Source organism: Nocardioides sp. URHA0020, assembly GCF_000620705.1.
Lineage (GTDB): Bacteria > Actinomycetota > Actinomycetes > Propionibacteriales > Nocardioidaceae > Nocardioides.
In genome coordinates this window covers 133209-157162 of sequence record NZ_KK211166.1, presented here as the reverse complement: position 1 = coordinate 157162, position 23954 = coordinate 133209, and the positions used below count along the sequence as shown (strand labels likewise).

The 23954-nt window shown below is 71.9% G+C and carries 20 protein-coding genes and 1 riboswitch; of the genes, 14 read left to right on the top strand and 6 right to left on the bottom strand.

Annotation, left to right across the window (positions count from 1 at the left end; genetic code table 11):
- Nucleotides 1–44 precede the first annotated feature (44 nt).
- The gene (locus N542_RS0105175; protein ID WP_028643010.1) at nucleotides 45–4922 is read left to right on the top strand and encodes an NAD-glutamate dehydrogenase; all 4878 of its coding nucleotides are present in this window, start codon (nucleotides 45–47) and stop codon (nucleotides 4920–4922) included.
- Between the two features lie 48 nt (nucleotides 4923–4970).
- On the opposite strand, the gene N542_RS0105170 is transcribed toward N542_RS0105175, so the two are convergent.
- Nucleotides 4971–5732 carry a sulfite exporter TauE/SafE family protein gene (locus N542_RS0105170; protein ID WP_028643009.1) on the bottom strand — a complete coding sequence of 254 codons (762 nt, stop codon included), beginning with the start codon at nucleotides 5730–5732 and terminating at the stop codon, nucleotides 4971–4973.
- Nucleotides 5733–5811: 79 nt separating this feature from the next.
- Between N542_RS0105170 and N542_RS0105165 the strand changes: the two genes are divergently transcribed.
- Nucleotides 5812–7095 carry an SLC13 family permease gene (locus N542_RS0105165; RefSeq protein ID WP_028643008.1) on the top strand — a complete coding sequence of 428 codons (1284 nt, stop codon included), beginning with the start codon at nucleotides 5812–5814 and terminating at the stop codon, nucleotides 7093–7095.
- On the opposite strand, the gene N542_RS0105160 is transcribed toward N542_RS0105165, so the two are convergent.
- The gene (locus N542_RS0105160; RefSeq protein WP_028643007.1) at nucleotides 7096–7839 is read right to left on the bottom strand and encodes a VOC family protein; all 744 of its coding nucleotides are present in this window, start codon (nucleotides 7837–7839) and stop codon (nucleotides 7096–7098) included.
- A gap of 164 nt (nucleotides 7840–8003) precedes the next feature.
- Here N542_RS0105160 and N542_RS0105155 point away from each other — a divergent pair, with 164 nt between their 5' ends.
- Nucleotides 8004–8417: a VOC family protein gene (locus N542_RS0105155; protein WP_028643006.1), complete on the top strand. Its 414-nt coding sequence runs from the start codon at nucleotides 8004–8006 to the stop codon at nucleotides 8415–8417.
- Here the strand turns inward: N542_RS0105155 and ku are convergent, their stop codons facing one another.
- The 4 genes from ku to N542_RS0105135 are packed head-to-tail and all read right to left on the bottom strand — an operon-like array spanning nucleotide 8418 to nucleotide 12523.
- Nucleotides 8418–9326, bottom strand: a complete 909-nt coding sequence (gene ku, locus N542_RS0105150; protein WP_028643005.1) for a non-homologous end joining protein Ku — start codon at nucleotides 9324–9326, stop codon at nucleotides 8418–8420. It lies immediately after the preceding gene.
- Between the two features lie 4 nt (nucleotides 9327–9330).
- On the bottom strand, nucleotides 9331–10248 hold the full coding sequence (locus tag N542_RS0105145; protein ID WP_028643004.1) for an SDR family oxidoreductase: 918 nt from the start codon (nucleotides 10246–10248) through the stop codon (nucleotides 9331–9333).
- Nucleotides 10245–11192: a bile acid:sodium symporter family protein gene (locus N542_RS0105140; RefSeq protein WP_028643003.1), complete on the bottom strand. Its 948-nt coding sequence runs from the start codon at nucleotides 11190–11192 to the stop codon at nucleotides 10245–10247. Before N542_RS0105140 ends, N542_RS0105145 begins: the two co-directional genes overlap by 4 nt.
- The gene (locus N542_RS0105135) at nucleotides 11192–12523 is read right to left on the bottom strand and encodes a flavin-containing monooxygenase (RefSeq protein ID WP_051551415.1); all 1332 of its coding nucleotides are present in this window, start codon (nucleotides 12521–12523) and stop codon (nucleotides 11192–11194) included. Before N542_RS0105135 ends, N542_RS0105140 begins: the two co-directional genes overlap by 1 nt.
- A 17-nt stretch (nucleotides 12524–12540) precedes the next feature.
- Here N542_RS0105135 and ligD (N542_RS0105130) point away from each other — a divergent pair, with 17 nt between their 5' ends.
- From ligD (N542_RS0105130) to N542_RS0105080, 11 genes are all read left to right on the top strand, one after another.
- Nucleotides 12541–13461: a non-homologous end-joining DNA ligase gene (gene ligD / locus N542_RS0105130; RefSeq protein WP_028643001.1), complete on the top strand. Its 921-nt coding sequence runs from the start codon at nucleotides 12541–12543 to the stop codon at nucleotides 13459–13461.
- On the top strand, nucleotides 13458–14156 hold the full coding sequence (locus tag N542_RS0105125; RefSeq protein WP_028643000.1) for a L,D-transpeptidase family protein: 699 nt from the start codon (nucleotides 13458–13460) through the stop codon (nucleotides 14154–14156). The genes ligD (N542_RS0105130) and N542_RS0105125 overlap by 4 nt, the downstream gene beginning before the upstream one ends.
- Nucleotides 14156–15079 carry a non-homologous end-joining DNA ligase gene (gene ligD / locus N542_RS0105120; RefSeq protein ID WP_028642999.1) on the top strand — a complete coding sequence of 308 codons (924 nt, stop codon included), beginning with the start codon at nucleotides 14156–14158 and terminating at the stop codon, nucleotides 15077–15079. Before N542_RS0105125 ends, ligD (N542_RS0105120) begins: the two co-directional genes overlap by 1 nt.
- A gap of 107 nt (nucleotides 15080–15186) precedes the next feature.
- Nucleotides 15187–15714: a hypothetical protein gene (locus N542_RS0105115; protein ID WP_028642998.1), complete on the top strand. Its 528-nt coding sequence runs from the start codon at nucleotides 15187–15189 to the stop codon at nucleotides 15712–15714.
- Between the two features lie 313 nt (nucleotides 15715–16027).
- Nucleotides 16028–16582: a signal peptidase I gene (locus tag N542_RS23510; protein WP_051551414.1), complete on the top strand. Its 555-nt coding sequence runs from the start codon at nucleotides 16028–16030 to the stop codon at nucleotides 16580–16582.
- Between the two features lie 44 nt (nucleotides 16583–16626).
- Complete coding sequence (locus N542_RS0105105; protein WP_036506508.1) at nucleotides 16627–17322, top strand: response regulator transcription factor; 696 nt, start codon at nucleotides 16627–16629, stop codon at nucleotides 17320–17322.
- Entirely contained in the window at nucleotides 17315–18532 is a 1218-nt protein-coding gene (locus N542_RS0105100; protein WP_028642996.1) for a HAMP domain-containing histidine kinase, read from the top strand. Before N542_RS0105105 ends, N542_RS0105100 begins: the two co-directional genes overlap by 8 nt.
- A 23-nt stretch (nucleotides 18533–18555) precedes the next feature.
- Nucleotides 18556–19362, top strand: coding sequence for an HAD-IIA family hydrolase (locus N542_RS0105095; protein ID WP_028642995.1), 807 nt, complete (start codon nucleotides 18556–18558; stop codon nucleotides 19360–19362).
- Between the two features lie 4 nt (nucleotides 19363–19366).
- Nucleotides 19367–22132, top strand: coding sequence for a hypothetical protein (locus tag N542_RS0105090; protein WP_028642994.1), 2766 nt, complete (start codon nucleotides 19367–19369; stop codon nucleotides 22130–22132).
- A 4-nt stretch (nucleotides 22133–22136) separates the two neighbouring features.
- Nucleotides 22137–22952 carry an ABC transporter ATP-binding protein gene (locus tag N542_RS23505; protein ID WP_197025862.1) on the top strand — a complete coding sequence of 272 codons (816 nt, stop codon included), beginning with the start codon at nucleotides 22137–22139 and terminating at the stop codon, nucleotides 22950–22952.
- A complete protein-coding gene (locus tag N542_RS0105080) occupies nucleotides 22949–23587 on the top strand; it encodes an ABC transporter ATP-binding protein (RefSeq protein WP_028642993.1) in 639 nt (212 codons plus the stop codon). Before N542_RS23505 ends, N542_RS0105080 begins: the two co-directional genes overlap by 4 nt.
- A 202-nt stretch (nucleotides 23588–23789) precedes the next feature.
- A riboswitch (cyclic di-AMP (ydaO/yuaA leader) is annotated at nucleotides 23790–23952 on the top strand.
- Nucleotides 23953–23954: the final 2 nt, after the last annotated feature.

Below are 23954 nucleotides of genomic sequence, written 5' to 3'. Positions count from 1 at the left end.
CCCCGCCTTGGCCCCTCGCGCCTCGGCGTCCTAGTGTCGGAGCCGTGTCAACGACGACGCACGATGTAGACAAGTCCGCTCTCCTCACCCAGGCCATCGAGGCCGCCCGCGGAGGGAGGGGCAGCGGCGGGCCACCGCACGACCTCGTCGACGTGCTGCTGCACGCCTACTACCGGCGGGTCGCGGTCGAGGACATCGCCGAGCGCTCCGACATCGACGTGTACGGCGCCTTCGCCTCGCACTACCGGCTCGCGGGCAGCCGGCCCCAGGGCACTGCGCGGGTCAAGGTCTTCACCCCGGGCCCGAGCGAGCAGGGCTGGTCGGCGGACGGCCACTCGGTCGTCGAGGTCGTCGTCGACGACATGCCCTTCCTCGTCGACTCCCTGACGATGGAGCTCTCCCGCCAGCTGCACGACGTGCACCTGGTGATCCACCCGCTCTTCGACGTCGTCCGCGACATCACCGGTGCGGTCCAGGAGGTCCGGCCGGTCGCCGACGGCGACGCCGAGGTCGACGAGGGCGAGGGCGTCCGCGAGTCGTGGATGCACGTCGAGATCGACCGCATCCCCGAGGACGAGGACGTCACGGGGCTCGAGGAGTCGATCCAGCGGGTGCTGCGCGACGTCCGCGAGTCCGTCGAGGACTGGGGCAAGATGAACGCCCAGGTCGCCGACGTCGTGCACGAGCTGTCGACCGCCCCGCCGGCCGGGGTCGAGGCCGACGAGGTCCACCAGGCGCGGGACCTGATGCAGTGGCTGGCCGAGGGCAACTTCACCTTCCTCGGCTACCGCGAGTACCGCCTCGAGTCCCAGGGCGACGACGAGTTCCTGCGGGGCGTCGCCGGGACCGGCCTGGGCATCCTGCGCGCCGACCAGGACATGGCGGCCACCTCCGGACGGCTGCCGGCCGCCGCGGCGGCGAAGGCCCGCGAGAAGACCGTGCTGGTGCTGACCAAGGCCAACTCGCGCTCGACCGTGCACCGCCCGGCGTACCTCGACTACGTCGGCGTCAAGAAGTTCGAGAACGGCGAGGTGGTCGGCGAGCGCCGCTTCCTCGGCCTCTACTCGAGCGCGGCGTACACCGAGTCGCTGACCCGGATCCCGCTGCTGCGCGAGCGAGCCGTCGCCGTGCTGAAGCGCATCGGGTTCTCCCCCGAGAGCCACGACGGCAAGGCGCTGCTGGACACGCTCGAGACCTATCCGCGCGACGAGCTCTTCCACACGACGGTCGACGAGCTCGCGCCGATGGCCGAGCAGGCCATGCACGCCCGCGAGCGTCGCCAGCTGCGGCTCTTCATCCGCCGTGACACCTACGGCCGCTACGTCTCGGTGCTGGTCTACCTCCCTCGCGACCGCTACAACACCACGGTCCGTGAGCGCTTCTCCGAGATCCTCCGCGACCGGCTCGGCGGCGAGTCCGTCGAGTTCACGGTCCGGCTCACCGAGTCGACGACCGCGCGGGTCCACTTCGTCGTGCACCCGCCCAAGGGCTCCGCGATCCAGGAGGTCGACACCGCCGACCTGGAGCGCCGGATGGCCGAGGCCTCCCGGTCGTGGCGCGACGACTTCACGAGCGCCGTCATCGCGGCGTACGGCGAGGAGGTCGGCGCCCGCCTGGCCCGGCGCTACCACGCGTCCTTCCCGGAGGCGTACAAGGAGGACTTCGCGCCCCGCGTCGCCTCGGTCGACCTCGGACGGCTCGAGTCGATGCAGGTCCCGGCGGGCGACGCCGGGATCGACCTGTCGCTCTACGAGGACCTCGACGCCGGACGCGGCGAGGCGCGGCTCAAGGTCTTCCGGATCGGGCCGCCGCTCTCGCTGTCGCAGGTGCTGCCGATGCTGTCGTCGATGGGCGTCGAGGTCGTCGACGAGCGCCCCTACGAGCTCGACGGCCTGGACCGCCCGACGTACATCTACGAGTTCGGCCTGCGGTACGCCGGCGGCCTGCCCGACAACGCCCGCGAGCTCTTCCAGGACGCGATCCGAGCGGTGTGGGAGGGCTACAACGAGATCGACGGCTTCAACGCGCTGGTGCTGTCGGCGGGGCTGACCTGGCGGCAGGCGACGCTGCTGCGGGCGTACGCGAAGTACATGCGTCAGGGCGGCTCGCCGTTCGCGCTCGACTACATCGAGGAGGCGCTGCGCAACAACGTCGACATCACCCGACTGCTGGTGCAGCTCTTCGAGAAGCGGTTCGACCCGACGCTCGACCGGTCCTCCGACGACGGGGAGGCGGTCGTCGAGGCCCGCATCGCCCGCGCGCTCGATGACGTCGCGAGCCTCGACCACGACCGCATCCTGCGCTCCTACCTCACGCACGTCCGGGCGACGCTGCGCACCAACTACTTCCAGCCGGCCGCGGGCGGCGGACCCCGGTCGTACATCTCGATCAAGCTCGAGCCGGACCTGATCCCCGACCTGCCCGCACCTCGCCCCAAGTACGAGATCTTCGTCTACTCGCCCCGGGTCGAGGGCTCGCACCTGCGCTTCGGCGCCGTCGCGCGCGGCGGCCTGCGCTGGTCGGACCGTCGCGACGACTTCCGCACCGAGGTGCTGGGCCTGGTCAAGGCGCAGATGGTGAAGAACACCGTGATCGTGCCGGTCGGCGCGAAGGGCGCGTTCTTCTGCAAGCAGCTGCCCGACCCCTCCGACCGCGACGCCTGGCTGGCCGAGGGCATCGCCTGCTACACGACCTTCATCTCGGGCCTGCTGGACATCACCGACAACCTGGTCGACGGCCGGACGGTGCCGCCGAGCGACGTCGTGCGCCACGACGGCGACGACGCCTACCTGGTGGTCGCCGCCGACAAGGGCACGGCGACCTTCTCCGACATCGCGAACGGCGTCGCGAAGGACTACGGCTTCTGGCTCGGCGACGCGTTCGCGAGCGGTGGCTCGGTGGGCTACGACCACAAGGCGATGGGGATCACCGCGCGGGGCGCATGGGTCTCGGTGCAGCGGCACTTCCGCGAGCGCGGCATCGACTGCCAGACCGAGGAGTTCAGCTGCGTCGGCATCGGTGACATGTCGGGCGACGTCTTCGGCAACGGCCTGCTCTGCTCCGAGAAGACCCTCCTGGTGGCCGCCTTCGACCACCGCGACATCTTCTTGGACCCGACCCCCGACGCGGCGACGTCGTACGCCGAGCGCAAGCGGCTCTTCGAGCTGCCGCGGTCGAGCTGGCAGGACTACGACCACGACCTGATCTCCGAGGGCGGCGGGATCTACTCGCGGTCGCTGAAGAAGATCGTGCTGACCGAGCCGGTGCGCGCGGCCCTCGGGATCGACGGCTCCGTCCAGACGATGACGCCGGCCGAGCTGATGAGCACGATCCTCAGGGCGCCCGTCGACCTGCTGTGGAACGGCGGCATCGGCACCTACGTGAAGGCGTCGACCGAGCCGCACGCGGCGGCCGGCGACAAGGCGAACGACGGGATCCGGGTCGACGGTCGCGAGGTGCGGGCCCGGTCGATCGGCGAGGGCGGCAACCTCGGGCTGACCCAGGCCGGACGCATCGAGTACGCCCGCGAGGGTGCGGTCGGCACGGGCGGTCGGATGAACACCGACTTCATCGACAACTCCGCCGGCGTCGACACCTCCGACCACGAGGTCAACCTCAAGATCCTGCTCGACCGGGTCGTCAAGGACGGAGACCTGACCGAGAAGCAGCGCAACCACCTGCTCGCCGAGATGACCGACGAGGTCGCCGAGCTGGTGCTGCGCGACAACTACGAGCAGAACCTCGCGCTCGCCAACGCCCTCGACCACGCGCCGTCGATGCTGCACGTCCACGAGGAGTGGATGCGCCGGCTCGAGCGCGACGGCTTCCTCGACCGCGAGCTGGAGGGGCTGCCTCCGTCGCGGGAGATGAAGCGCCGGGGCGACGCCGGCGAGGGCCTGACGGCACCGGAGCTCTCGGTCCTGCTCGCCTGGACCAAGATCGTGCTGGCCCAGGAGCTGCTCGACTCCGACCTGCCCGACGACCCGTACCTCGACCTCGACCTGCGGGCCTACTTCCCGGCCCAGGTGCGCGACGGCTTCGGGACGCAGGTCGAGCAGCACCCCCTGCGCCGCGAGATCATCGTGACCCAGGTGGGCAACGACCTGGTCAACGGCGCGGGCATGACGTACTGGCCGCGGCTCGCCGGCGAGACCGGTGCGACCGCGGGCGAGCTGACCCGGGCCAACTTCGTGGCGCGGGAGATCTTCGGCTCGCTCGACCTGCGCCGGGAGCTGGCGACCTTCGACAACCGGCTCGACGCTGCGGTGCAGACCCGGATGCGCCTGGAGATGCGCACGCTGGTCGAGCGGGCGTCGCGCTGGCTGGTCAACAACCGCCGGCCGCCGCTGGACACGACCGGCACCGTCGAGCAGTTCTCCGGCCCGGTGCAGCGCACCATGGCCGAGCTGCCGGAGCTGATGAGCGGCCATGAGCTGACGGCGTACGTCGAGCGCAAGGACTCGCTCGAGACCGCCGGCGTGCCGGCGGAGCTGGCGTCGCGGATCGCGGTGCTGCCACCGGCGTACATGCTCCTGGGCGTGATCGAGGTCGCGAACCGCGAGGGTCTCGAGCCCAGTGAGGTCGCCCGGCTGCACTTCACCCTCGGCGAGCGGCTGGGGCTGCCCGCCCTGGTGCAGCGGATCCTGTCGCTGCCGCGCGCCGACCGCTGGCAGACCATGGCCCGGGCGGCGCTGCGCGACGACCTGCACGCGGTGCACGCGCAGCTGACCGGGCAGGTGCTGGCGCGGACCTCGTCCGATGAGTCCGCGGCCGCGCGGATCGCCGCCTGGGAGGAGGCCGAGGCCGTCGTCGTGCCGCGGGCGACCGCCACGCTCGACGAGATCTGCGCCGAGGACCACACCGACCTGGCCCGGCTCTCGGTCGGGCTGCGGGTCGTCCGGGGGCTGCTGGCGTCGGGCTAGGGTCGCCGCATGACGCGATGCTGGCCGCTGGTCGCTGCCTGACCGGGGCTACACCAGCATCACGACCGCGGCGCTGACGCCGACCACGACGATCAGGCCGCGGAGCAGCGTCGGGTCGAGCCGGCGACCGATGCGCGCGCCGGCGTACCCGCCGACGACCGAGCCTGCGGCGAGGAGCACGATCGCCGCCCAGTCGAGCTCGGCGGCGACGATGAAGATGACGCTGGCGACCAGGTTGCTGGCCAGGATCGCCAGCGTCTTGAGCGCGTTGACGACCCGGAAGTCGAGGTGGGAGCCGAAGCCCAGCACCGCCATCATCATCACGCCGGACCCGGCGCCGAAGTAGCCGCCGTACCCGCCGACGAGGGTGCAGCAGAACGTCGTGGCGGGGGACAGGCGGGTGCGCTCGTCGGGGGCGGCGGCCGCAGCCCTCCTGAGCCAGCCGCTGATCCGCGGCTGGGCGCCGACCAGGAGACAGGTGCCGAGGATGAGCCACGGCACGACCGCCTCGAAGACCCCCGGCGGCAGCGCGAGCAGCAGCACGGCCCCACCGACCGCGCCGACCGCGCACGTCCCGATGACGGTGGCCGTGACGACCGGGTGCTCGCGCAGCTCGGCCCGGTAGCCGAAGGAGCCGGTGATCGCGCCGGGGGTCAGCCCCACGGTGTTGGACGCGTTGGCGACGACGGGAGGGAGCCCGACGGCGAGCAGCACCGGGAAGCTGAGCAGCGACGCCACGCCCACGGTCGAGGTCATCACGCCCGCCCCCAGGCCGGTCGCGAGCACCGCGATGTGTTCCCAGCCGTGCATCGGGTAACCCTAGATCAGGCGCTCGTGTGAGCGGGGTCACTCGGGACACCCGGCGAGCGGCACGCGAAGGAGGGTCCTCGTGGGACCGGAATGGGTGGCGATCATCGCCCTCGTCGCACTGTTCGTCGTCGGCACGGTGCTCCCGATCAACATGGGAGCCCTGGCGTACGTCGCCGCCTGGCTGGTCGGGATGTACTCCCTCCACCTCGACGAGAAGGAGATCCTCGCCGGCGTCAGCGGCGACCTGATCCTGACGCTGATCGGGGTGACGTACCTCTTCGCGATCGCGCGCAACAACGGCACGGTCGACCTGATCGTCAGATCCGCGGTGAAGGGGGTCGGTGGCCGGGTCGCGCTGATCCCGTGGGTGATGTTCGCCGTCACGGCGCTGCTCACGGCGATCGGCGCGGTGAGTCCGGCGGCCTGCGCGATCATCGGGCCGATCGCTCTCGGCTTCGCCGGCCGCTACCGGATCAGCCCGCTGATGATGGGCATGTTCGTCGTGCACGGGGCCCAGGCGGGCGGCTTCTCGCCGATCAGCATCTACGGCACGATCACCAATTCCGTGATGCGGGAGAACGACCTGCCCGACAGCGAGATCACGATCTTCCTGTCGAGCCTGGTGGTCAACACGATCCTGGCCGCGATCCTCTTCGTCGTCCTCGGCGGCCGCGAGCTGATGTCGCGGCGGATCGACCCGACGGAGGACGACGAGCCGACCGGTGCGGGTGCCGGTGGCGGCACCGGGGTCGCCGTGGAGACCGGCGTACGACGCGACCAGGTGCTGACGTTGATCGCGTTCGTCGGGGTGGCGCTGGTGTCGCTGATCCTCGACAAGAACATCGGGTTCGTCGCGATCACCGCCGCGGTGATCCTGTCGATCCTCGCGCCGCAGCAGAACAAGGACACCGTCAAGCAGATCGCCTGGCCGACGGTGCTCCTGGTCGCCGGCGTCAGCACCTACGCGACCATCCTGACCACGGCCGGCTCCCCGGAGTTCGTCGGCAACTGGGCGGCCGGGCTTGGTGCGGCCGTGATCGGCGCGCTGATCCTCTGCTACGTCGGTGGCGTCGTGTCGGCGTTCGCGTCATCCACGGCGCTGCTGCCGGTGATCATCCCGATCTCGATCCCGCTGATCGCCGACGGCGGCGTCAGCGCGGGCTTCTTCGTCGCGGCCCTCGCGGTGTCGTCGACGATCGTGGACGTCAGCCCCTTCTCCACCAACGGGGCGCTGATGCTGGCCAACCGGCCGGACACGATCGAGGAGCAGACCTACTACAAGCAGATCCTCACCTACAGCGTCATCGTGGTGCTCGTCGGTCCGCTGCTGGTGTGGACGGCGCTCGTGCTGCCCGGCTGGTAGTCAGCCCCGGTTGGGCCCCATCAGCTTCAAGGGCACCCCGCTCGGGTCGGCGATCGTCGCGAGCCGGCCGTACGGCGTGTCCGCGGGCGCATCGACCTCGCTGCCGCCGAGCCCCACGGCACGGGCCACCGCGTCGTCGGCGTCGCCCACCATCAAGTAGGCGCTCCAGTGCGACGGACCGTCGGCGGCCATGATGCCGGCGAGGGAGTGGTCGTACTCCCCGAGCGTCGTGTAGCGGAACTCGGGGGTGTCGCTCATGGTGTGGGTGTCCCAGCCGAAGGCGTTGCGGTAGAAGGACACGGTCGCGTCGTAGTCGTTGCTCAGCACCTCGAACCAGCCCGGTGCGTGCTCCTCGCCGAGCGCCGCGAAGCCGGGGTGCGCGCCCGGCTGCCAGATCCCGACGGCCGCCCCGCCGGGGTCGGCCACCATCGCCATGTGTCCCAGGTCGCCGACCTGCATCGCCTCCACGATCACCTGGCCACCGTTGGCGACAGCCATCGCCACCGTGTCCTCCGCGTTGTCGCTCTCGAGGTAGACCGACCAGGCGTCGGGAGTCTCCCCGCTGCTCTGCATGAGCCCTGCGACCGGTGCGCCGTCGCGCAGGAAGAGCGCGTAGTTGCCGAGCTCGGGTCCGGAGTCCTCCACCGTCCAGCCGAAGAGCCCGCCGTAGAAGGCTCTCGCGGCGTCCGTGTCGGCGGTGTAGAGCTCGAGCCAGATCGGGCGGCCGGGCAGGTGGTCGGACATGGGGAGCTCCTCCGGTGGTCGGCTGGACTGAGACCAGCCTCGACTCGATCCGGCGGGTCTGTCCAGGTGCCACCGTCGCCGCCGGGTGAGAGGCTGGTCCCGTCGGTGCGTCTCGTGCGCCGCAGCCACCGGCCCACCCCAGACGCTCGCCTCGGGAGGCAGACATGCCCGACCACCCGGTGCTCATGCACACCGTGCTCGACGCCGTGGACGTCCGCGGGCTCGCCGAGTTCTACCGCGAGCTGCTGGGGCTGCACTACCGGGCGGGTGACGAGGTGCCCGTCGGCGAGGACGACGCAGACTGGCTGGTGCTGGTCGACGCCCGGGGCCGTCGGGTGCTGGCGTTCCAGGAGGAGCCGGCGCTGACGCGGTCGACGTGGCCGAGCGCGGACGTGCCGATGCAGCTGCACCTCGACTTCCGGGTGCCGAGCGTCGAGGAGCTGGAGCGGCACCGGCGGCGGGCCCAGGAGCTCGGGGCGTCGCTGCTGCTCGACCGCACCGACGAGCTCGACGAGCCGTTGTACGTCCTCGGCGACCCCGAGGGACACCCGTTCTGCCTGCTCGTCGGGACGGCCTGATTAGCTCGCCTTCTTGGCCGCGGCCTTCCGGGCAGGGGCCTTCTTCGCCGTCTTCTTGGCGGCGGCCTTCTTGGCCGGAGCCTTCTTCGCGGTCTTCTTCGCCGCCGGCTCGTCGTCGGCCTCCGACGACGACTCCCCGCGCGCGCTCTTGGCTGCGTCCACCGAGCGCTGCAGGGCGGCGAGCAGGTCGACCACCTCACCCGAGGACTTGGTCGAGGTCGCGGTGCGCTTGACCTCGCCGCCCTCGATCTTGGTCTTCACCAGGGCCTCGACGGCGCCGGCGTAGTCGTCCTCGAACTCCGAGGCGTCGAAGTCGCCGGCGAGGGTCTCGACCAGCATGTTGGCCATCTTGACCTCGGCCGGCTTGACCTCGCCCGCCTCGACGGAGAAGTCGGGTGTGCGGACCTCGTCGGGCCACATCATCGTCTGGAGCACGATCACGTCGTCGCGGACCCGGAGCACGGCCACGGTGGTGCGCTGGCGCAGGGCGACGGTGACCACCGCCATCCGGTCGGCGTCCAGCAGGGCCTGGCGGAGCAGCGAGTAGGGCTTCGCGCCGGTCGACTCGGGCTCGAGGTAGTAGCTCTTCTCGAAGAGCAGCGGGTCGATCTGGTCGGACGGCACGAACTTCTCGACCGAGATCTCGCGCGAGGAGGTCGACGGCAGCTCGGCCATGTCGTCGTCGCTGAGGATGACCATCTCGCCGTCCTCGGTCTCGTAGCCCTTGGCGATGTCGGCGTACGCGACCTCCTCGCCGTCGAGCGAGCAGACCCGCTGGTACTTGATCCGGCCGCCGTCCTTGGCATGCACCTGGCGGAACGAGACGTCGTGCGACTCGGTCGCGGCGTACAGCTTCACGGGCACGCTCACCAGCCCGAACGACACGGCGCCCTTCCAGATTGCTCGCATGGTCTCAGTATGACCGGCGGGACGCGCGCCACTCATCGAACGCCTCGCGAGACGTGCGCGAGGGGGTGTAGCCGAAGACGGTCTTCAGGCGGGTGTTGTCGAGCACCGGGCGGTACTGCAGGAAGATCGTCTGCTCCGGTCCGTACGCCGTCAGGCCGAGCCTCGAGCCGACGGCGAGCGCCGCCCGGAGGACCGGCTCGGGGATCGTCAGCACGGGCTTCTCGAGCAGCGCCGCGATCTCGGTGATCGGCAGCGCGCCGTCGCCGGCCACGTTGAAGACGCCGGTCACGGAGCCGGTGACGGCCTGCTGGATCACGGCCACCACGTCGGTGTCCCAGACGAGGACGAAGGGGGACTCGGCGCCCCGGATCCTCAGCAGCCGCTTGCGCTCGAAGAGCGCGGTGATCTGGTTGTCCACCGAGGCCCCGAGGATGGTGCCGATCCGCAGCACCACCTGCTCGAGCGAGGGCTCCCGGTGCCTGAGCTCGGCCAGCATCTCCTCGACGAGCCGCTTGTGGTGGCTGTAGGCGAACTCCTCGTTGCCGCGCACCGGCTGGTCCTCGGTGATCCACGCCGGGCTGTCCGCGTGGTAGCCGTACGCCGCGCCGCTGGACGACACCACCACGCGGCGTACGCCGTGGGCCACGCACGCGTCCAGGACGTGCCGCGTCCCGGTGACGTCGACGGCGTACTCGAGCTCGCGCGTCGAGTCGGGCCCGGGCGTCACGATCGACGCGAGGTGGACGACGACCTCGGGTCGCTCCGCCCCGATCACGGCGTCGACCGCGGACCGCGAGGTCACGTCCATCACCACGGACGGCGGACGCAGGTCGGCGCTGACGACCTCGTGGCCGGCCGTCGTCAGGCCCGCGACCACGGACCGCCCGAGGAACCCGCCGCCGCCGGTCACCAGCACCTTCATGCGGTCACGGCCGGCTCGGGCGCGAGCGTCGTCCGCCGTCGCCAGACCGTGGCCACGACCAGCCCGGTGATGATGTCGTAGAGCCCCCACCACGCGGCGACCAGCGCCATCCCGCCCAGGCCGTCGAAGTAGGTGAAGACGAGCAGCAGCCCGAGGCCGGTGTTGCGCACGCCGACCTCGAACGTCATGGCCTTCTGCTGCCGGACCGGCAGCCGGGTCGCCCGCGCGATGACGTAGCCGAGGGCGAGGGCCAGCGCGTTCTGGAGGAACACGGCCAGCAGCACGACGGTGATGTAGTCCTGGAAGATGTCGAAGTTGGTCGTGAAGCCCAGGACGATGATGACGGCCAGCAGCACGAACGAGACCGGACCCACGATCTGGTGGGCGCGCTCCCCGACGCGGGGCCACAGCCGGGTGATCGCGATGCCGGCGGCGAACGGCAGCCCGATCACCAGCGCGATCTCGCCGAAGGTCTCCCAGATGCTCATGTCGACCGACTGCAGCAGGTCGTCGCCGTGGGGGGACAGACCGCCCCAGAAGGCCAGGTTGATCGGCAGCAGGAAGATCGACAGCACGTTGCTGACCGCGGTCATCGACACCGACAGCGCCACGTCGCCACCGGAGCGGTGGGTGAGGATGTTGGAGACGTTGCCCGGTGGGCAGCAGGCCACCAGGATCATGCCCAGCGCGACGGAGCCGCGCACGTCCAGCGCGATCGTGAGCAGGAAGGTCAGGGCGGGCAGCAGCACGAACTGCGCGACCACGCCGATCGCGATCGGGACCGGACGACGGATGGCGGCCGTGAAGTCCTCGAGCTTGGTGTCGAGCGCGACGCCGAAGAGGATCAGCGCGATCACGATCTTCAAAAAGGTCAGCGACCCCGAGTCGAAGTCGATCGTGATGTCGTCGAGGTCGGTCGCCAGGGTGGTCAGCAGCGGGAGCATCAGTGCAGCCTCTCGGTCTCAGCACGCACCGCGTTGCGGTAGGCGTCCTTGTTGACGTAGTACGACATCCGCTCGAGCCCCAGGTAGTGGTAGCCGCCCGACAGGTCGGGGCGCGGACCGGCGACGCGGGCCTCGAGGGCCCGGGCGGCCGTCGGCGCGGTGTCACGTGCTCGCAGGTACGACGCCACCAGCTCGGCCTGCTCGTAGCGCCCCTGCCAGCCGATGCCCGACGCCTCGATCATGCCGAGCACGAAGAGGTTGGGGTCCTCCTGGGTGAAGATGTTGAGGTAGAGGTCCGGCGCGCTGCCGCGCCCCGACCACCGCAGCAGCTCGGGGCTCAGGAACGGGTAGTGCAGGTGGTAGCCGGTGGCCAGCACGATGACGTCGTACGCCCGCCTCGACCCGTCCGCGAACACCACGCCGTCCCCGTCGAGCCGGGCGATGTCCGGCTGGACCGACAGGTCGCCGTGGCCGAGGTGGTGCAGGACCAGCGTGTTCACGATCGGGTGCGACTCGTAGATCTTGTAGTCCGGCTGGGGGAAGCCGAAGCGCACCGGGTCGCCGGTGAACGCCCTGAGCACCCGCGAGTCGATCGCCTGCTTGATCCGCGGCGGCAGCGGTCTGCCCTGGTTGAGCGTGTCGGACGGCTTGCCGAAGAGGTACTTCGGCACGAAGTAGTAGCCGCGCCGCACCGACAGGTCGACCGACGCGGCGTGGTGGACCGCGTCGACCGCGATGTCGCAGCCGGAGTTGCCGGCGCCGATGATCAGCACCCGCTTGCCCGCGAAGACGGTCGGCGACCGGTAGGCGCTGGTGTGGAGGATCTCGCCGTCGAAGCTGCCCTCGAAGGTCGGCACCGACGGCTCGCTGAGGGTGCCGTTGGCCGCGATCACGCCGGCGTGCCGGCGCTCGACCCGACCGGCCGGGCCCTGGCTCACGACGATCCAGCCGCCGTCGCCGGACGGGCGGGCCGAGACGACCTCGGTCCGGAACGAGAAGCCGGACGCCAGGTCGTGCGCCGAGGCGAAGTCGCGGAAGTAGGCGAGGAGCTCGCGGTGCGAGGGGTAGTCGGCGACCTCGTCGCGCATCGGGAACTCAGCGAACTCGGTGGTCCGCTTCGACGAGATCAGGTGCGCGGACTCGTAGACGGTGCTGCGCGGCCCGTCGATGTCCCACAGCCCGCCGACGCCCGAGGCCAGCTCGTAGCCGGCCCACGGGATCCCGGACCGCTGCAGGTTGCGGGCCGCCGCGAGGCCCGACGGACCGGCACCGATCACGGCGTACGACGCCGTCTCGTCGCCAGGATTGTCGAGTGGTCCGGTCGAGTTCACCTAGGCATGATGGCGGCATGCAACCGATGCTCGCCACCCGGGGCACCCACGTGCCGAGCAGCGACGCCTGGACGCACGAGGTGAAGTGGGACGGCGTCCGGGCCCTCACCGAGGTGCGGGACGGGGTCGTGCGGATGACCAGCCGCAACGAGAACGCGATCACGATCGCCTGGCCCGAGCTGGCCACCAGCCCCCTCGGTGACCGCGACCTGCTGGTCGACGGCGAGGTCATCGCGCTCAACGAGCGCGGGCTGCCGGACTTCCGGACGCTGCAGGAGCGGATGCACGTCCGCAAGGCGACGACGGCCGCCCGCCTGGCCGAGGCGGTCCCGGCGATCTACATGGTCTTCGACCTGCTCCGCCTCGACGGCCGCGACCTCACCGGCCGGCCGCAGGAGGAGCGCCGCGACGCACTCGCCGGACTGGGGCTCGACGGGTCCTGGCAGGTGCCGGCGCCGTACGACGACGGCGCGATGCTCTTCGACGCCACCCTGCAGCAGGGGCTCGAGGGCATCGTGAGCAAGCGCCGGGCCTCGCCGTACCGACCGGGGGAGCGCAGCCCGCACTGGCTGAAGTTCGCCCACCGGCACCGGGTGTCGTACGTCGTCGGTGGCTGGCGGCCACAGGAGGGCACGACCGACCGGCTCGCCGCGCTGCTCGTGGGTGAGCCGACGCCGGACGGGCTGCTCTACCGTGGCCGGGTGGGCAGCGGCATCGGGGCGAGGCAGGGCGCGGTGCTCGCCGAGCTCGTCGCGACCATCGGCCGCGCCGACAGCCCGTTCGCCGACGAGGTGCCCCGTGTCGACACCCAGGGCACGCGCTGGCTGGAGCCGGTGCTCGTCGTGGACATCGACACGCACGGGCGTGGGTACGAGCGGTTGCGACAGCCCTCCTACCAGGGCATCCGCACCGACCTGTCCCCGGAGGACCTGACGTGAAGCTCCGCATCCTGCTCGCGATGACGCTGGCGCTCACGACCTTCCTGGTGCCGACGTCGGCCGACGCGGCCGGGCGCAAGGTCCGCCTCGACGGCGTCGTGGTGTCCCTGCGCGAGGGCACCCACCAGGTGGTCACGGTCAACCGCACGAGCGGCCACCACGCCCGGATCACGCTGTGGCGCCTGGAGAAGGGTCACTGGCACAAGCGCATCCGGTCGACCGACGCCCGCATCGGGTACGGCGGCCTGGTCGCGGCGAAGCGCCGCAAGCAGGGCACCGGCGCCACGCCGCTGGGCACCTTCGCCCTGCCGTGGGCGTTCGGCATGCACCGGCGCGCCTCCACCTTCGACCTGCCCTACCGCAAGGTCCGCTCCGGTGACTTCTGGGTGCAGGACAACCGGTCGCGCTACTACAACCGCTTCCGCAACCAGAGCCAGGGCGGGTTCCGCTGGTGGCTCGGTCCGAGCAACGACGACGCGTCGGAGCGCCTGACCGACTACCGCACGCAGTACGAGTGGTCGATCGTCATCGACTTCAACCGCCGCCAGGTGCGACACCGGGGTTCCGGGATCTTCCTGCACGTCAACGGCTCCGGCGCCACGGCCGGGTGCGTGAGCGCACCGCGCTGGTTCATCAGGTCGCTGATGACGCGGCTCGACCCGGACAGCCGTCCCCTGATCGCCATCGGCCGCTGATGGCCTCCCCGGGCAAGGCCGACAAGGAGGAGGTGCGGGTCGACGTCGGCGGACGCACCCTGACGATCAGCAACCTCCACAAGGTGCTCTACCCGCGCACCGGCTTCACCAAGGGTGAGGTCCTCAACTACTACGCCCAGGTCTCGCCGGTGCTGCTGCCGCTGCTCCGGGACCGGTGCGTCACCCGGATCCGCTGGCCGCACGGGGTGCAGGACGGGAGCTTCTTCGAGAAGAACACGCCACCCGGCACGCCGTCCTGGGTGCGCACGGCCACGGTGCCGACGACCGGCTCGCGGGCCCAGTCGACGAGCGACACGCTGGTGTTCCCGATCGTCGACGACCTGGCCACCCTGACCTGGCTGGCCAACCTCGCGGCCCTCGAGCTGCACGTCCACCAGTGGACCGTGGGCCGCAACGGCCGGCCGCGCAACGCCGACCGGCTGGTCATCGACCTCGACCCCGGCGAGCCGGCGGGGCTGCACGAGTGCTGCCAGGTGGCGCTGATGGTGCGCGCGAAGCTCGCGGAGCGCGGCCTGACCGCCCGGCCGGTCACCAGCGGCAGCAAGGGCCTGCACCTGTACGCCGACCTGCCGAAGCGGCTGCCCTCGGACGAGTCCACGGCGCTGGCCAAGGAGGTCGCCGAGGAGCTCCAGCGCGAGCACGCCCAGCTGGTGACGGCGACGATGACCAAGGCCCGGCGGGGCGGCAAGGTCTTCCTCGACTGGTCGCAGAACGCCGGCTCGAAGACCACGATCTCGCCGTACTCGCTGCGCGGTCGGGAGCGGCCGGCCGTCGCGACGCCGGTGACCTGGGCCGAGGTCGAGGAGGGTGCGGAGGACCCGTTCGCGCTGGAGCAGTTCAGCCCCGAGCAGGTGCTCGCGCGGGTCGCCGAGCACGGCGACCTCTTCACCGCTGCGGGGTAGCGCCTCGGATTCTGTTACCAAACGGTGGCCCGGGTGTGGACGGGTCGTGGGTGCCCGACTCCTAGCGTGATCACCAGATCACACAGCCGCAGCCGGGAGACCCACAGATGACCATCGCGACCACCGCACCGACGCGTCCGTCGGTAGCGCAGGCGAAGCGGTTCATCATCCCGGTCGCCGTCGTCGCCGGCCTCGCGGTCCTCGCGTCGGTGGCCGGCATCCCCTGGACGGGTGCCAGCCAGGCCGCGAGCGGGGTCAGCCTCCACGCCGAGCCCGGCCAGGGCGCCAAGCTCACCATCACCGAGCTGGAGCCGGGCGACTCCGCGACCAAGGTCGTGACGATCCGCAACTCGGCGTCCGGCCAGTCCCGGCTGACGTTCGAGGAGAACGCCGAGGCGTCCGCCTTCGCCGGCGGTGCCCTCGAGCTCCGGATCCAGCAGGACGGCCGCACCATCTACCGCGGCCCGTTCGGGGAGATGAACGACGTCACCCAGGATGTCGGCTCGTTGGCTCCCGGCGCGTCCAGCAAGTTCGCGTTCACCGTGTCGCTGCCCGACGACGCACCGTTCGCGGACCAGGGGAAGCCCGCCACGGCGACCTACACCTGGGTCAACACCGTGACCAGGGAGAAGTAGCAGCTGACCCACAACTGAAGAGCTGGGACCGATCGGGCTGTTGGCCGACCCGGTCCCTGGGATGACGGTGGCCGCCCGCGCGTCTGGGGGGAACGCGGACGGTCACCGTCACACCACATTCGGACGACCGTGCGGCGCATCTGGGGGAGTGCCGCGCAGGTCGTTCTGCGAGACGGAGCTGTCGGTCCGGCGCTTGGGGGGGAGCGCTCGGGCCGACAGATCCACCCCCCACTCTCGGAAAGCACGGACCATGGAGATCGAAACCGCTTCCCGCCTCCCGGCGCCTACGCCGTGGGGGCGCTGGTTGCTGTTCGTGGTGCTCTTCGCTCCCGTGACCCTCTTCGTGCTGCTGCCGATCGGTCTCGGTCTCCAGCGCTACGTCGTGTCCAGCGACTCCATGGCGGGCAGCATCGATCGCGGCTCGATCGTCTTCGAGCGCGTCGTCCCCGTCAGCGACCTCCGCGTCGGCGACGTCGTGACGTTCCGGGCGCCGGGTGACTCGGAGCAGGACGCGATGGTCACCCATCGCATCATCGCCATCGAGCCGGACGGCATCCGGACGAAGGGCGACGCCGTGGCGGCCCCGGACCCGTGGGTGCTGCGCACCGAGGGGCCGACGATGTCGCGGGTCGAGCTGACGGTCCCGTGGGTCGGGTGGGCCTACCTCGGGCTCCGCCACCACCAGGCGTGGCTGCTGACGGTGGCCTCGGCGGTGGTGCTCGTGGTGCTCCTGTCACGTCGCCTGCGACGACCTGCGCCCACGCTGCGGGCATCGGCCGCGCCGGAGGCCGGGGCGACGCCGTGGCCCACGGGGGCTGGGACGAGCGGTGCGGGAGTGAAGTCGGGCACCCGGGAGGCGAAACAGTGAACACCGCGCTCGAGTCGGACCTCCGTGGCCCTATGCTCCCACCCATGGCGCAACGTGTCCTGGTCGTCGAGGACGAGGAGGACATCGCATTCCCCCTCGTTCGCACCCTGGAGCGCGAGGGGTACGACGTCGAGTGGGTCGAGAGCGGGCAGAAGGCTCTCGACACCCTGGCGTCGGGGCCCGAGCTCGTGATCCTCGACCTGGGGCTCCCGGACATCGACGGGCTCGAGGTCTGTCGTCGGGCTCGTGAGGCCGGCTACACGGGGGCGATCATCATCGTCACCGCGCGGGCCGGGGAGCTCGATCGGGTGGTCGGCCTGGACTACGGGGCCGACGACTACCTGGCCAAGCCCTTCGGCCTGGCCGAGCTGCAGGCGCGCGTGCGCGCCCTGTTGCGCCGTACCGCCTCACCTCTGGCCCAGAGCGTCGACGAGGTGTCCCCGGACGGGGTCCGCATCGACGTCGAGGCCCGCCGGGTCTACGCCGGCACGGAGGAGGTCCCGCTGACGGGCAAGGAGTTCGAGGTCCTCGCGATCCTTGCCGCCAACCGGGACAAGGTGGTCTCGCGCGGTCGGCTGATGGCCGACGTGTGGGACGAGAACTGGTACGGCTCGACCAAGACGCTCGACGTCACCATCGGTCGGCTGCGCCAGAAGCTCGAGTCTGTCGGCGTGACTGACCGCGTGGTGGCCGTTCGGGGTGTGGGATTCCGCCTCGAAGGCGGCCCCACCGATGCGTGAGCGGCTCACCGCTGCCTTCATCGTCCTGAGCATCGTCCTCCTGCTGGGGGCGGGTCTGGTGCGCACCTACGTGCTCCAGGACCTGATCCGTGAGCAGGTCGCCGGGCAGCTCAGTCAGGAGGCCGACCTGGTCGCCGCGATCGTCACCGACCGGGAGGCGTCCGGCGGCACCGTCGACGCCGCGTTCCTGCAGACCCTGGTCGGCCCCGAGGACCGGCTGGAGTACGACGTCGCCGGCGACGCGACCGTCGTGGTGACCGGCAAGGACTACCAGGGCGACGGCGACCCGGGCAAGGACATCTCGGCCACCGAGGTCGTCGACGGCACCGGGCAGGTCACCGTCAGCGAGTCCTCGTCGGTGATCCGCGACGTCATCGGACGCGACATCGGGTCGATCGCCGCGCTCTTCCTGCTGATCGGGGTTGCCGCCGGCATCGTCGGCTTCCTCATCGCCACGGCGCTGTCCGCGCCGTTCAAGCGCCTGGCCATCGCGGCCGCCGCGCTCGGTCGCGGTCGCTTCGACCTCGACCTGCCGAGGACCCGGATCCCGGAGGCGAGCGCGATCGCCGACGCCCTGCGCTCCAGCGCCCTCGCGCTCGAGGACCGGATGCACCGCGAGCGCGCCTTCGCCGAGCACACCTCGCACGTGCTGCGCACCCCGCTGACCGGGATCCGGCTCGAGCTCGAGGACCTCAGCCTGCGCGACGACCTGCCGTCGGACGCCCACGAGACCGTGCTGCGCTGCCTGGCCCGGGTCGAGGAGGTCTCGGCCGTGGCGGCCGAGCTGGTCGAGATCACCCGCCGGGGCAGCCTCGTCATCGGCGCCGAGGTCCCGCTGTCCGAGCTGTCCGCGCAGCTGGCGCAGCGCTGGGCGGACCGGCTCGGCTCCCGCAACCGCGCGCTCACCGCGGCCGTGGAGGGCGACCTGACGCTGCGCTACACCCCCGGCCCGGTCGAGCACGCGACCGACCTGCTGCTCGCCGACGTCGTACGCCGTGGCACCGGCGCCGTCCGGATCGTCTTCAACGCGGGGGCCGACGGCCATCTGCGGATCACCGTGCTGTGCGCGGGGCGCACCCCGGAGTCGGAGCTCGGCGGTGAGACGGTCGACCGTCTCAGCCAGGTCCGTGCGGTGGTCGAGGCGCTCGGCGGCCGGCTGATCGGCGAGCACCCCGCCGACGGCATCGAAGTCCTGCTGCCCCAACGCTGAGCCCGAGCCGACACAATGGCGTCATGACCTCGCGCCCCGTGGAGACCTGGCTGACCGACATGGACGGCGTCCTCGTCCACGAGGAGGTGCCGATCCCCGGCGCCCAGGAGTTCATCGAGGCGCTCAAGGCCTCGGGCCGGCGGTTCCTGGTCCTCACCAACAACTCCATCTTCACCCCGCGCGACCTCCGGGCGCGCCTGCTCGGCAGCGGCATCGACGTGCCCGAGGCGGCGATCTGGACCTCGGCGCTCGCCACCGCGCAGTTCCTCCAGGACCAGCGCCCGCACGGCACGGCGTACGTGGTCGGCGAGGCCGGGCTGACGACCGCCCTGCACGACATCGGCTACGTGATGACCGACCGCGACCCCGACTACGTGGTGCTGGGCGAGACCCGGACCTACTCCTTCGAGGCGATCACCAGGGCGATCCGGCTGGTCGCGGCCGGTGCCCGCTTCATCGCCACGAACCCCGACCCGAGCGGGCCCAGCCAGCACGGCCTGCTGCCGGCGACCGGCTCGGTGGCGGCGCTGATCAGCACGGCGACCGGGCGGACGCCGTACTTCATCGGCAAGCCCAACCCGCTGATGATGCGCAGCGCACTGAACCGGCTCGACGCGCACTCCGAGACCACGGTGATGATCGGCGACCGGATGGACACCGACATCATCAGCGGGCTCGAGGCGGGCCTGCGCACGATCCTGGTGAGCACCGGGTCGACCCGGCCCGGGCAGATCGAGACCTTCCCCTACCGGCCCACCCGGGTGGTCGACTCGATCGCGGACCTGGTGGGCGAAGTGACTGGCGGGAGCGCTCCCACACCCGTACCCTGACCGCGTGAGCCGCCGCGCCGTCCGCCCCCGACGGGGAGCCCTCTGGCGCGCCGCGCCCCTGCGGCTGCTGCGGACCCCCGGCTGGCTCGTGCTCCTGCTGGTCGCCGCGACCCTCCTGGTCGCCTCCTTCGTGGCGCCGCCGATGTTCAGCTCCTCCGCCCGGTCGACGGCGCTCGCCGAGAGCCTGGGTGCGGCCGCGGGCGCGCCGTACGGCGGGGACTCGGCCGACCTGCGCGTGACCTGGAGCGGGGTCCTGGGCCCCGCCGGCGACCAGCTCGTGATGTCGAGGCTGTCGGCGATCAAGGGCTACGGCCCACCGGTCCTCACCGCGGCCGGGGTCGCGCAGAACCGCACCCGACGAGCCGTCGCCCGGGTCGGCACCCGCGACGAGGGCTCCGAGCTGTGGTATCGCGACGGCGCGGTGGAGGCGATCGGGGGCGACGAGGACGCCGACGGCGTCTGGCTCGCCGAGGACGTCGCCTCCCGGCTCGGGATCAAGACGGGCGACCCGGTCCGCCTCGGACTCGTGCAGACCTTCGTGACCGAGAAGCGACCGCACATGACCGAGACGGTGCTCGCGGGCACCTACAAGACCGCACCCGACTCGGTCCTGCCCGCCGCGATCGCGGACGACCCCGACGCCGACCGGTGGTTCCTCCCGGTCGACCCCGACGACCCCAGCCGGTCCACGCCCCTGGCGATCGCCGGCCGCGCGGCCTTCGACCGGCTGGTCCTCAAGACGACCGAGTCACCGCTCTACCTCGCCGACCTCCAGATCGACCCCGTCATCAGCCCCGACGACGCCTCGACCGCCGTCACCCAGGTCCAGCGCATCGCCGACGACGCCTACGACTCCCGCTCGCAGCTCTACGTCGCCCTGGGCTCGGCGCTCCCGCTGGGCGGCGCCCAGCTCGACGTCAACACCGGTCTGCCCGACATCGCGTTCGAGGCGAACGGCACGGCGACCAGCGCCCGGGACCAGGTGCGGCCGTACGCCGTCGCCGGGCAGGCGCTGGCCGGCTTCCTGCTGCTCGCCGCGTGGGTGATGCTCGGGCGCAGCCGCCGCCGTGAGCAGCTGCTCGTGTCGGGCCTGGGCCTGCGGCCCACGCAGCTCGCCGCGATGGCGGGCCTCGAGGCGCTGCCGGTCCTGGTGCTCGCCGTCCCCGCGGGGCTCGGACTGGCCGGGCTGGGTCTGGTCACGGCCGGACCGCCGACGGACGCGAGCCTGGCCTACACGCAGGCCGACGTCGTGCGCGCCGTCCTGGCCGCGGCCGCGGGGCTGCTGCTGGTGCTCGTGACGGCGGCCCTGACGGCGGTCGGCACCGACCGGTCGGCGCGGCTGTCGCTGCTCGGCCGCAGCCGCCGCTCGCTGCCCTGGACCGCGGCGCTGCTCGTCGCGACCGGGGCGATCGCCGCGGCGGTCTACACGATCGACGTCGGCGACCGCAGCGCCGCTCCTCTCACCATGCTGCTCCCGGTACTCGTCGCCGGGGCGGTCGCCGTGCTGGTGGCGCGGGCTGCCGCCTGGCTGCGCTCCCGGCGCCCGGCGCGGACCCGACCGGGCCGGCCGCGGTGGCTGGCCACCCGTCGTACGGGCCTGGTGGTCCGCGAGGTCACCTCGCTCACCGCGGTGGTCGCCGTCAGCCTGGGGCTCTTCGGCTACGCCCTGACGGTGCACCGGGGGATCGGGGAGGGCGTGGCCGACAAGACCGCGGTCCTGGCCGGCGCGACCACGACCATCCAGGTCGCCGACGACTTCCGCGGCGGTGGGCTCAAGCGGCGCGAGCGGGTGCTGCTCAGCGAGCCGCCGGCGGACGGGACGTCGATCGTCTGGCGGCGCACGGTGACCCTCCCGCCCGAGTTCGGCGACGAGCCGCTGATGGCGATCGACCCCGCGTCCTTCGCCGAGGTGGCCGACTGGGGCGCCTCGGGCGACCTCGACGCCGGCCGCGCGCTGGTCTCGAAGATCGACCGCAAGGCGCGCGGCCTGGCCGTGATCCTGGTCGGTGAGACCGACCTCTCGGTGGGTGACCGGGGCACGATGGACTTCAACGCCGAGTTCCAGATCCCCTTCCAGGTGGTGGGCGTGGTCGACGCCTTCCCGGGGTCCGAGACCGAGACCGGTCGGACCACCGTGGTCACGGCCACCGACCGCCTCTTCCGTCTGGTGCCGCCGCCGGTCAACCCCGGGCGCCCGGGCGCCACCAGCACCGAGGCCGGCGCCTTCACCTCGGCGGTCTGGTCGGACGGGACCGCGGGTGAGCTGCGACGCTCGCTCGCCGACGCCGACGTCTCGACCACCGGCGACGTGGCCACCGCCTCCCAGGCGGCCGTCGGCGGCGGGCTGGTGGCAGCCACCTGGGCGGCGGGCTACGTGCTCGCGCTCGGTGTCGTCGTGCTGGTCCTGGCCGTGGCCGGCGCGCTCCTGCTGGCGCTGCGCCTGGCCGACCGCGACGCCGTCTCCGACGTGCTGCTCTCCCGGATGGGCTGGGGTCCGACCGAGCTCGCCCGCTCCCGTGCGTGGGAGGTCGGCTACGCCCTCGCGACCGCCGTGGTCGCCGCGGTGATCGCCGGCGCGGTGCTCGTCTCGATCCCGACGATCATCGACGCGACGGCCGCCGTACCTCCCCTGACCCGGCCCCGCCCCGACACCGACGACGTCCTCGTCCTCGTCGCCGTCCTCGTCGTCACCGTGCTGATCGCCTGGCTGCTCGGTGCCTGGCGGGCGCGCCGGCGCCATCCCGCGGAGGTGCTGCGTGCCGGAGGTTGAGACCGTGGCCGGCCCTGCCGTGAGCTGCGAGGACCTGGTGAAGGTCTTCCGGTCCGCGACCGGGGAGACCCACGCCCTGCGGGGCATCGGGCTGGAGGTGCACGCCGGCGCGCTGGCCGTCGTCGCCGGCCCGTCCGGCTCCGGCAAGAGCAGCCTGCTGACCATGCTCGGGGCGCGGGACCGCCCGAGCGCCGGACGGCTCTCCGTCCTGGGCAGCGACGTCGGTGCCGCGTCCACCCGTCAGCTGAGCGCCCTGCGGCGCAAGCGCATCGGCTACGTGCCGCAGCGGTCCTCGGAGAGCGTCTTCCAGCACCTGCGCGCGGTCGACCAGCTGCGCCAGGTGGCGTCGTGGCGCGGGTCGGCCGACCACGTCGTCGACGCCCTGGACGCGGTGGGCCTGGGGCACCGGGCCGACCACCTGCCCTCCGCGCTCTCGGGCGGTGAGCAGCAGCGGCTCGCCGTCGCGATCGCCCTCGTCGGCGAGCCCTCGCTGGTGGTCGCCGACGAGCCGACGGCCGAGCTCGACCACGCCAACGCCGACCTCGTGGTCGACGCGCTGCTGGCCGCTGCCGCGGCCGGTGCGGCCGTCCTGATCAGCAGCCACGACGAGCGGATCATGCACCGCGGCGACCGGCTGCTGCGGCTGCGCCACGGCGTGGTCTCCAGCGAGACGACCAGCCGCGACACCACCGCCGTGATCGACGGGACCGGCCGGCTCCAGCTCCCGCCGACCGTGCTCGACCTCTTCCCCTCGCGCCGGGTCATCGTCGAGGTCGGCGACGACGGCGTACGCCTGCGAGCACCGGAGGTCGAGCCGTGACCGCCCTCGAGCTGGTCGACGTCGACCACGGGTACGCCGCCGGCAGTGGCCGGGTCGAGGTGCTGCACGGCGTCTCGCTGCGGGTCGAGCCGGGCGAGCTCGTCGCGCTCGCCGGCCCCTCCGGCTCGGGCAAGTCGACCGCCTGCCACCTGGCCGCGGGCATCGAGCGACCCGATCGCGGTGCCGTGACGCTCGACGGACGGCCGACGGCCGACATCGCCGACTGGTCCCAGGTCGCCGTCGTGCCCCAGCAGCACGGGCTGCTGGCCGGGCTGTCCGTGCAGGACAACATCGCGCTGCCCGCGCTGCGGGCCAGGATCGACGCGACCGAGGCGCTGGCCCGGCTCGCGGCGGCCCTCGACATCGCGGGCTTCCTGCGCCGCGGCATCACCGAGACCTCCCTGGGCGAGCAGCAGCGCGTCGCCGTTGCGCGCGCCCTCGTCCTGGACCCGCGCCTGGCCGTGCTCGACGAGCCGACCGGGCACCAGGACGACGACCACGTCGGACAGGTCATCGAGGCGCTCGCCGGTGCCGCGCGGGCCGGGTCGGCGGTGCTCGTGTCGACCCACGACCAGCGCGTCTGGGAGGTCGCGCACCGCGTCGTACGACTGGCCGACGGTCGGGTCCAGGGCTGAGACACGCCGTCCGACGGTGTGATCTGCGTCCATCCGGGGCGTCGTCCCAGGCGGGGGATGTGACTTGGATCACCGGCCGGCACGCCGAGGAATCTTGATCCTCGTTTTCGGACGGCTACTGTCTTTGACGATTGAACCAAACACACCCGGTCCCGAGCACGCCGAGTCCTGCCCGACTCGTGGACCGGTCCGCCAGGTCGGACGAATCAGCCGGCCGACGATCTGATCTGCACGGGCAGGAGTGGGGGAACCACCTTCGCGGCCACGACCAGTGGTCGCTCGGGGTGAAGCCGCCGAATTGGCGGCCGGGCACCTTCCTCGCCCGAACCCGACAGCTCACCTCACAGGCGTGGGAAGGAAACCACGC

Coding starts and splice junctions, on each gene's coding strand:
- ku (WP_028643005.1), bottom strand. CDS start 9,326: ATGCGAGCAATCTGGAAGGGCGCCGTGTCGTTCGGGCTGGTGAGCGTG.
- ligD (WP_028642999.1), top strand. CDS start 14,156: ATGGCCTCCCCGGGCAAGGCCGACAAGGAGGAGGTGCGGGTCGACGTC.
- N542_RS0105115 (WP_028642998.1), top strand. CDS start 15,187: ATGACCATCGCGACCACCGCACCGACGCGTCCGTCGGTAGCGCAGGCG.
- N542_RS0105100 (WP_028642996.1), top strand. CDS start 17,315: ATGCGTGAGCGGCTCACCGCTGCCTTCATCGTCCTGAGCATCGTCCTC.
- ligD (WP_028643001.1), top strand. CDS start 12,541: ATGCAACCGATGCTCGCCACCCGGGGCACCCACGTGCCGAGCAGCGAC.
- N542_RS0105145 (WP_028643004.1), bottom strand. CDS start 10,248: ATGAAGGTGCTGGTGACCGGCGGCGGCGGGTTCCTCGGGCGGTCCGTG.
- N542_RS0105140 (WP_028643003.1), bottom strand. CDS start 11,192: ATGCTCCCGCTGCTGACCACCCTGGCGACCGACCTCGACGACATCACG.
- N542_RS0105155 (WP_028643006.1), top strand. CDS start 8,004: ATGCCCGACCACCCGGTGCTCATGCACACCGTGCTCGACGCCGTGGAC.
- N542_RS0105160 (WP_028643007.1), bottom strand. CDS start 7,839: ATGTCCGACCACCTGCCCGGCCGCCCGATCTGGCTCGAGCTCTACACC.
- N542_RS0105095 (WP_028642995.1), top strand. CDS start 18,556: ATGACCTCGCGCCCCGTGGAGACCTGGCTGACCGACATGGACGGCGTC.
- N542_RS0105105 (WP_036506508.1), top strand. CDS start 16,627: ATGGCGCAACGTGTCCTGGTCGTCGAGGACGAGGAGGACATCGCATTC.
- N542_RS0105170 (WP_028643009.1), bottom strand. CDS start 5,732: ATGCACGGCTGGGAACACATCGCGGTGCTCGCGACCGGCCTGGGGGCG.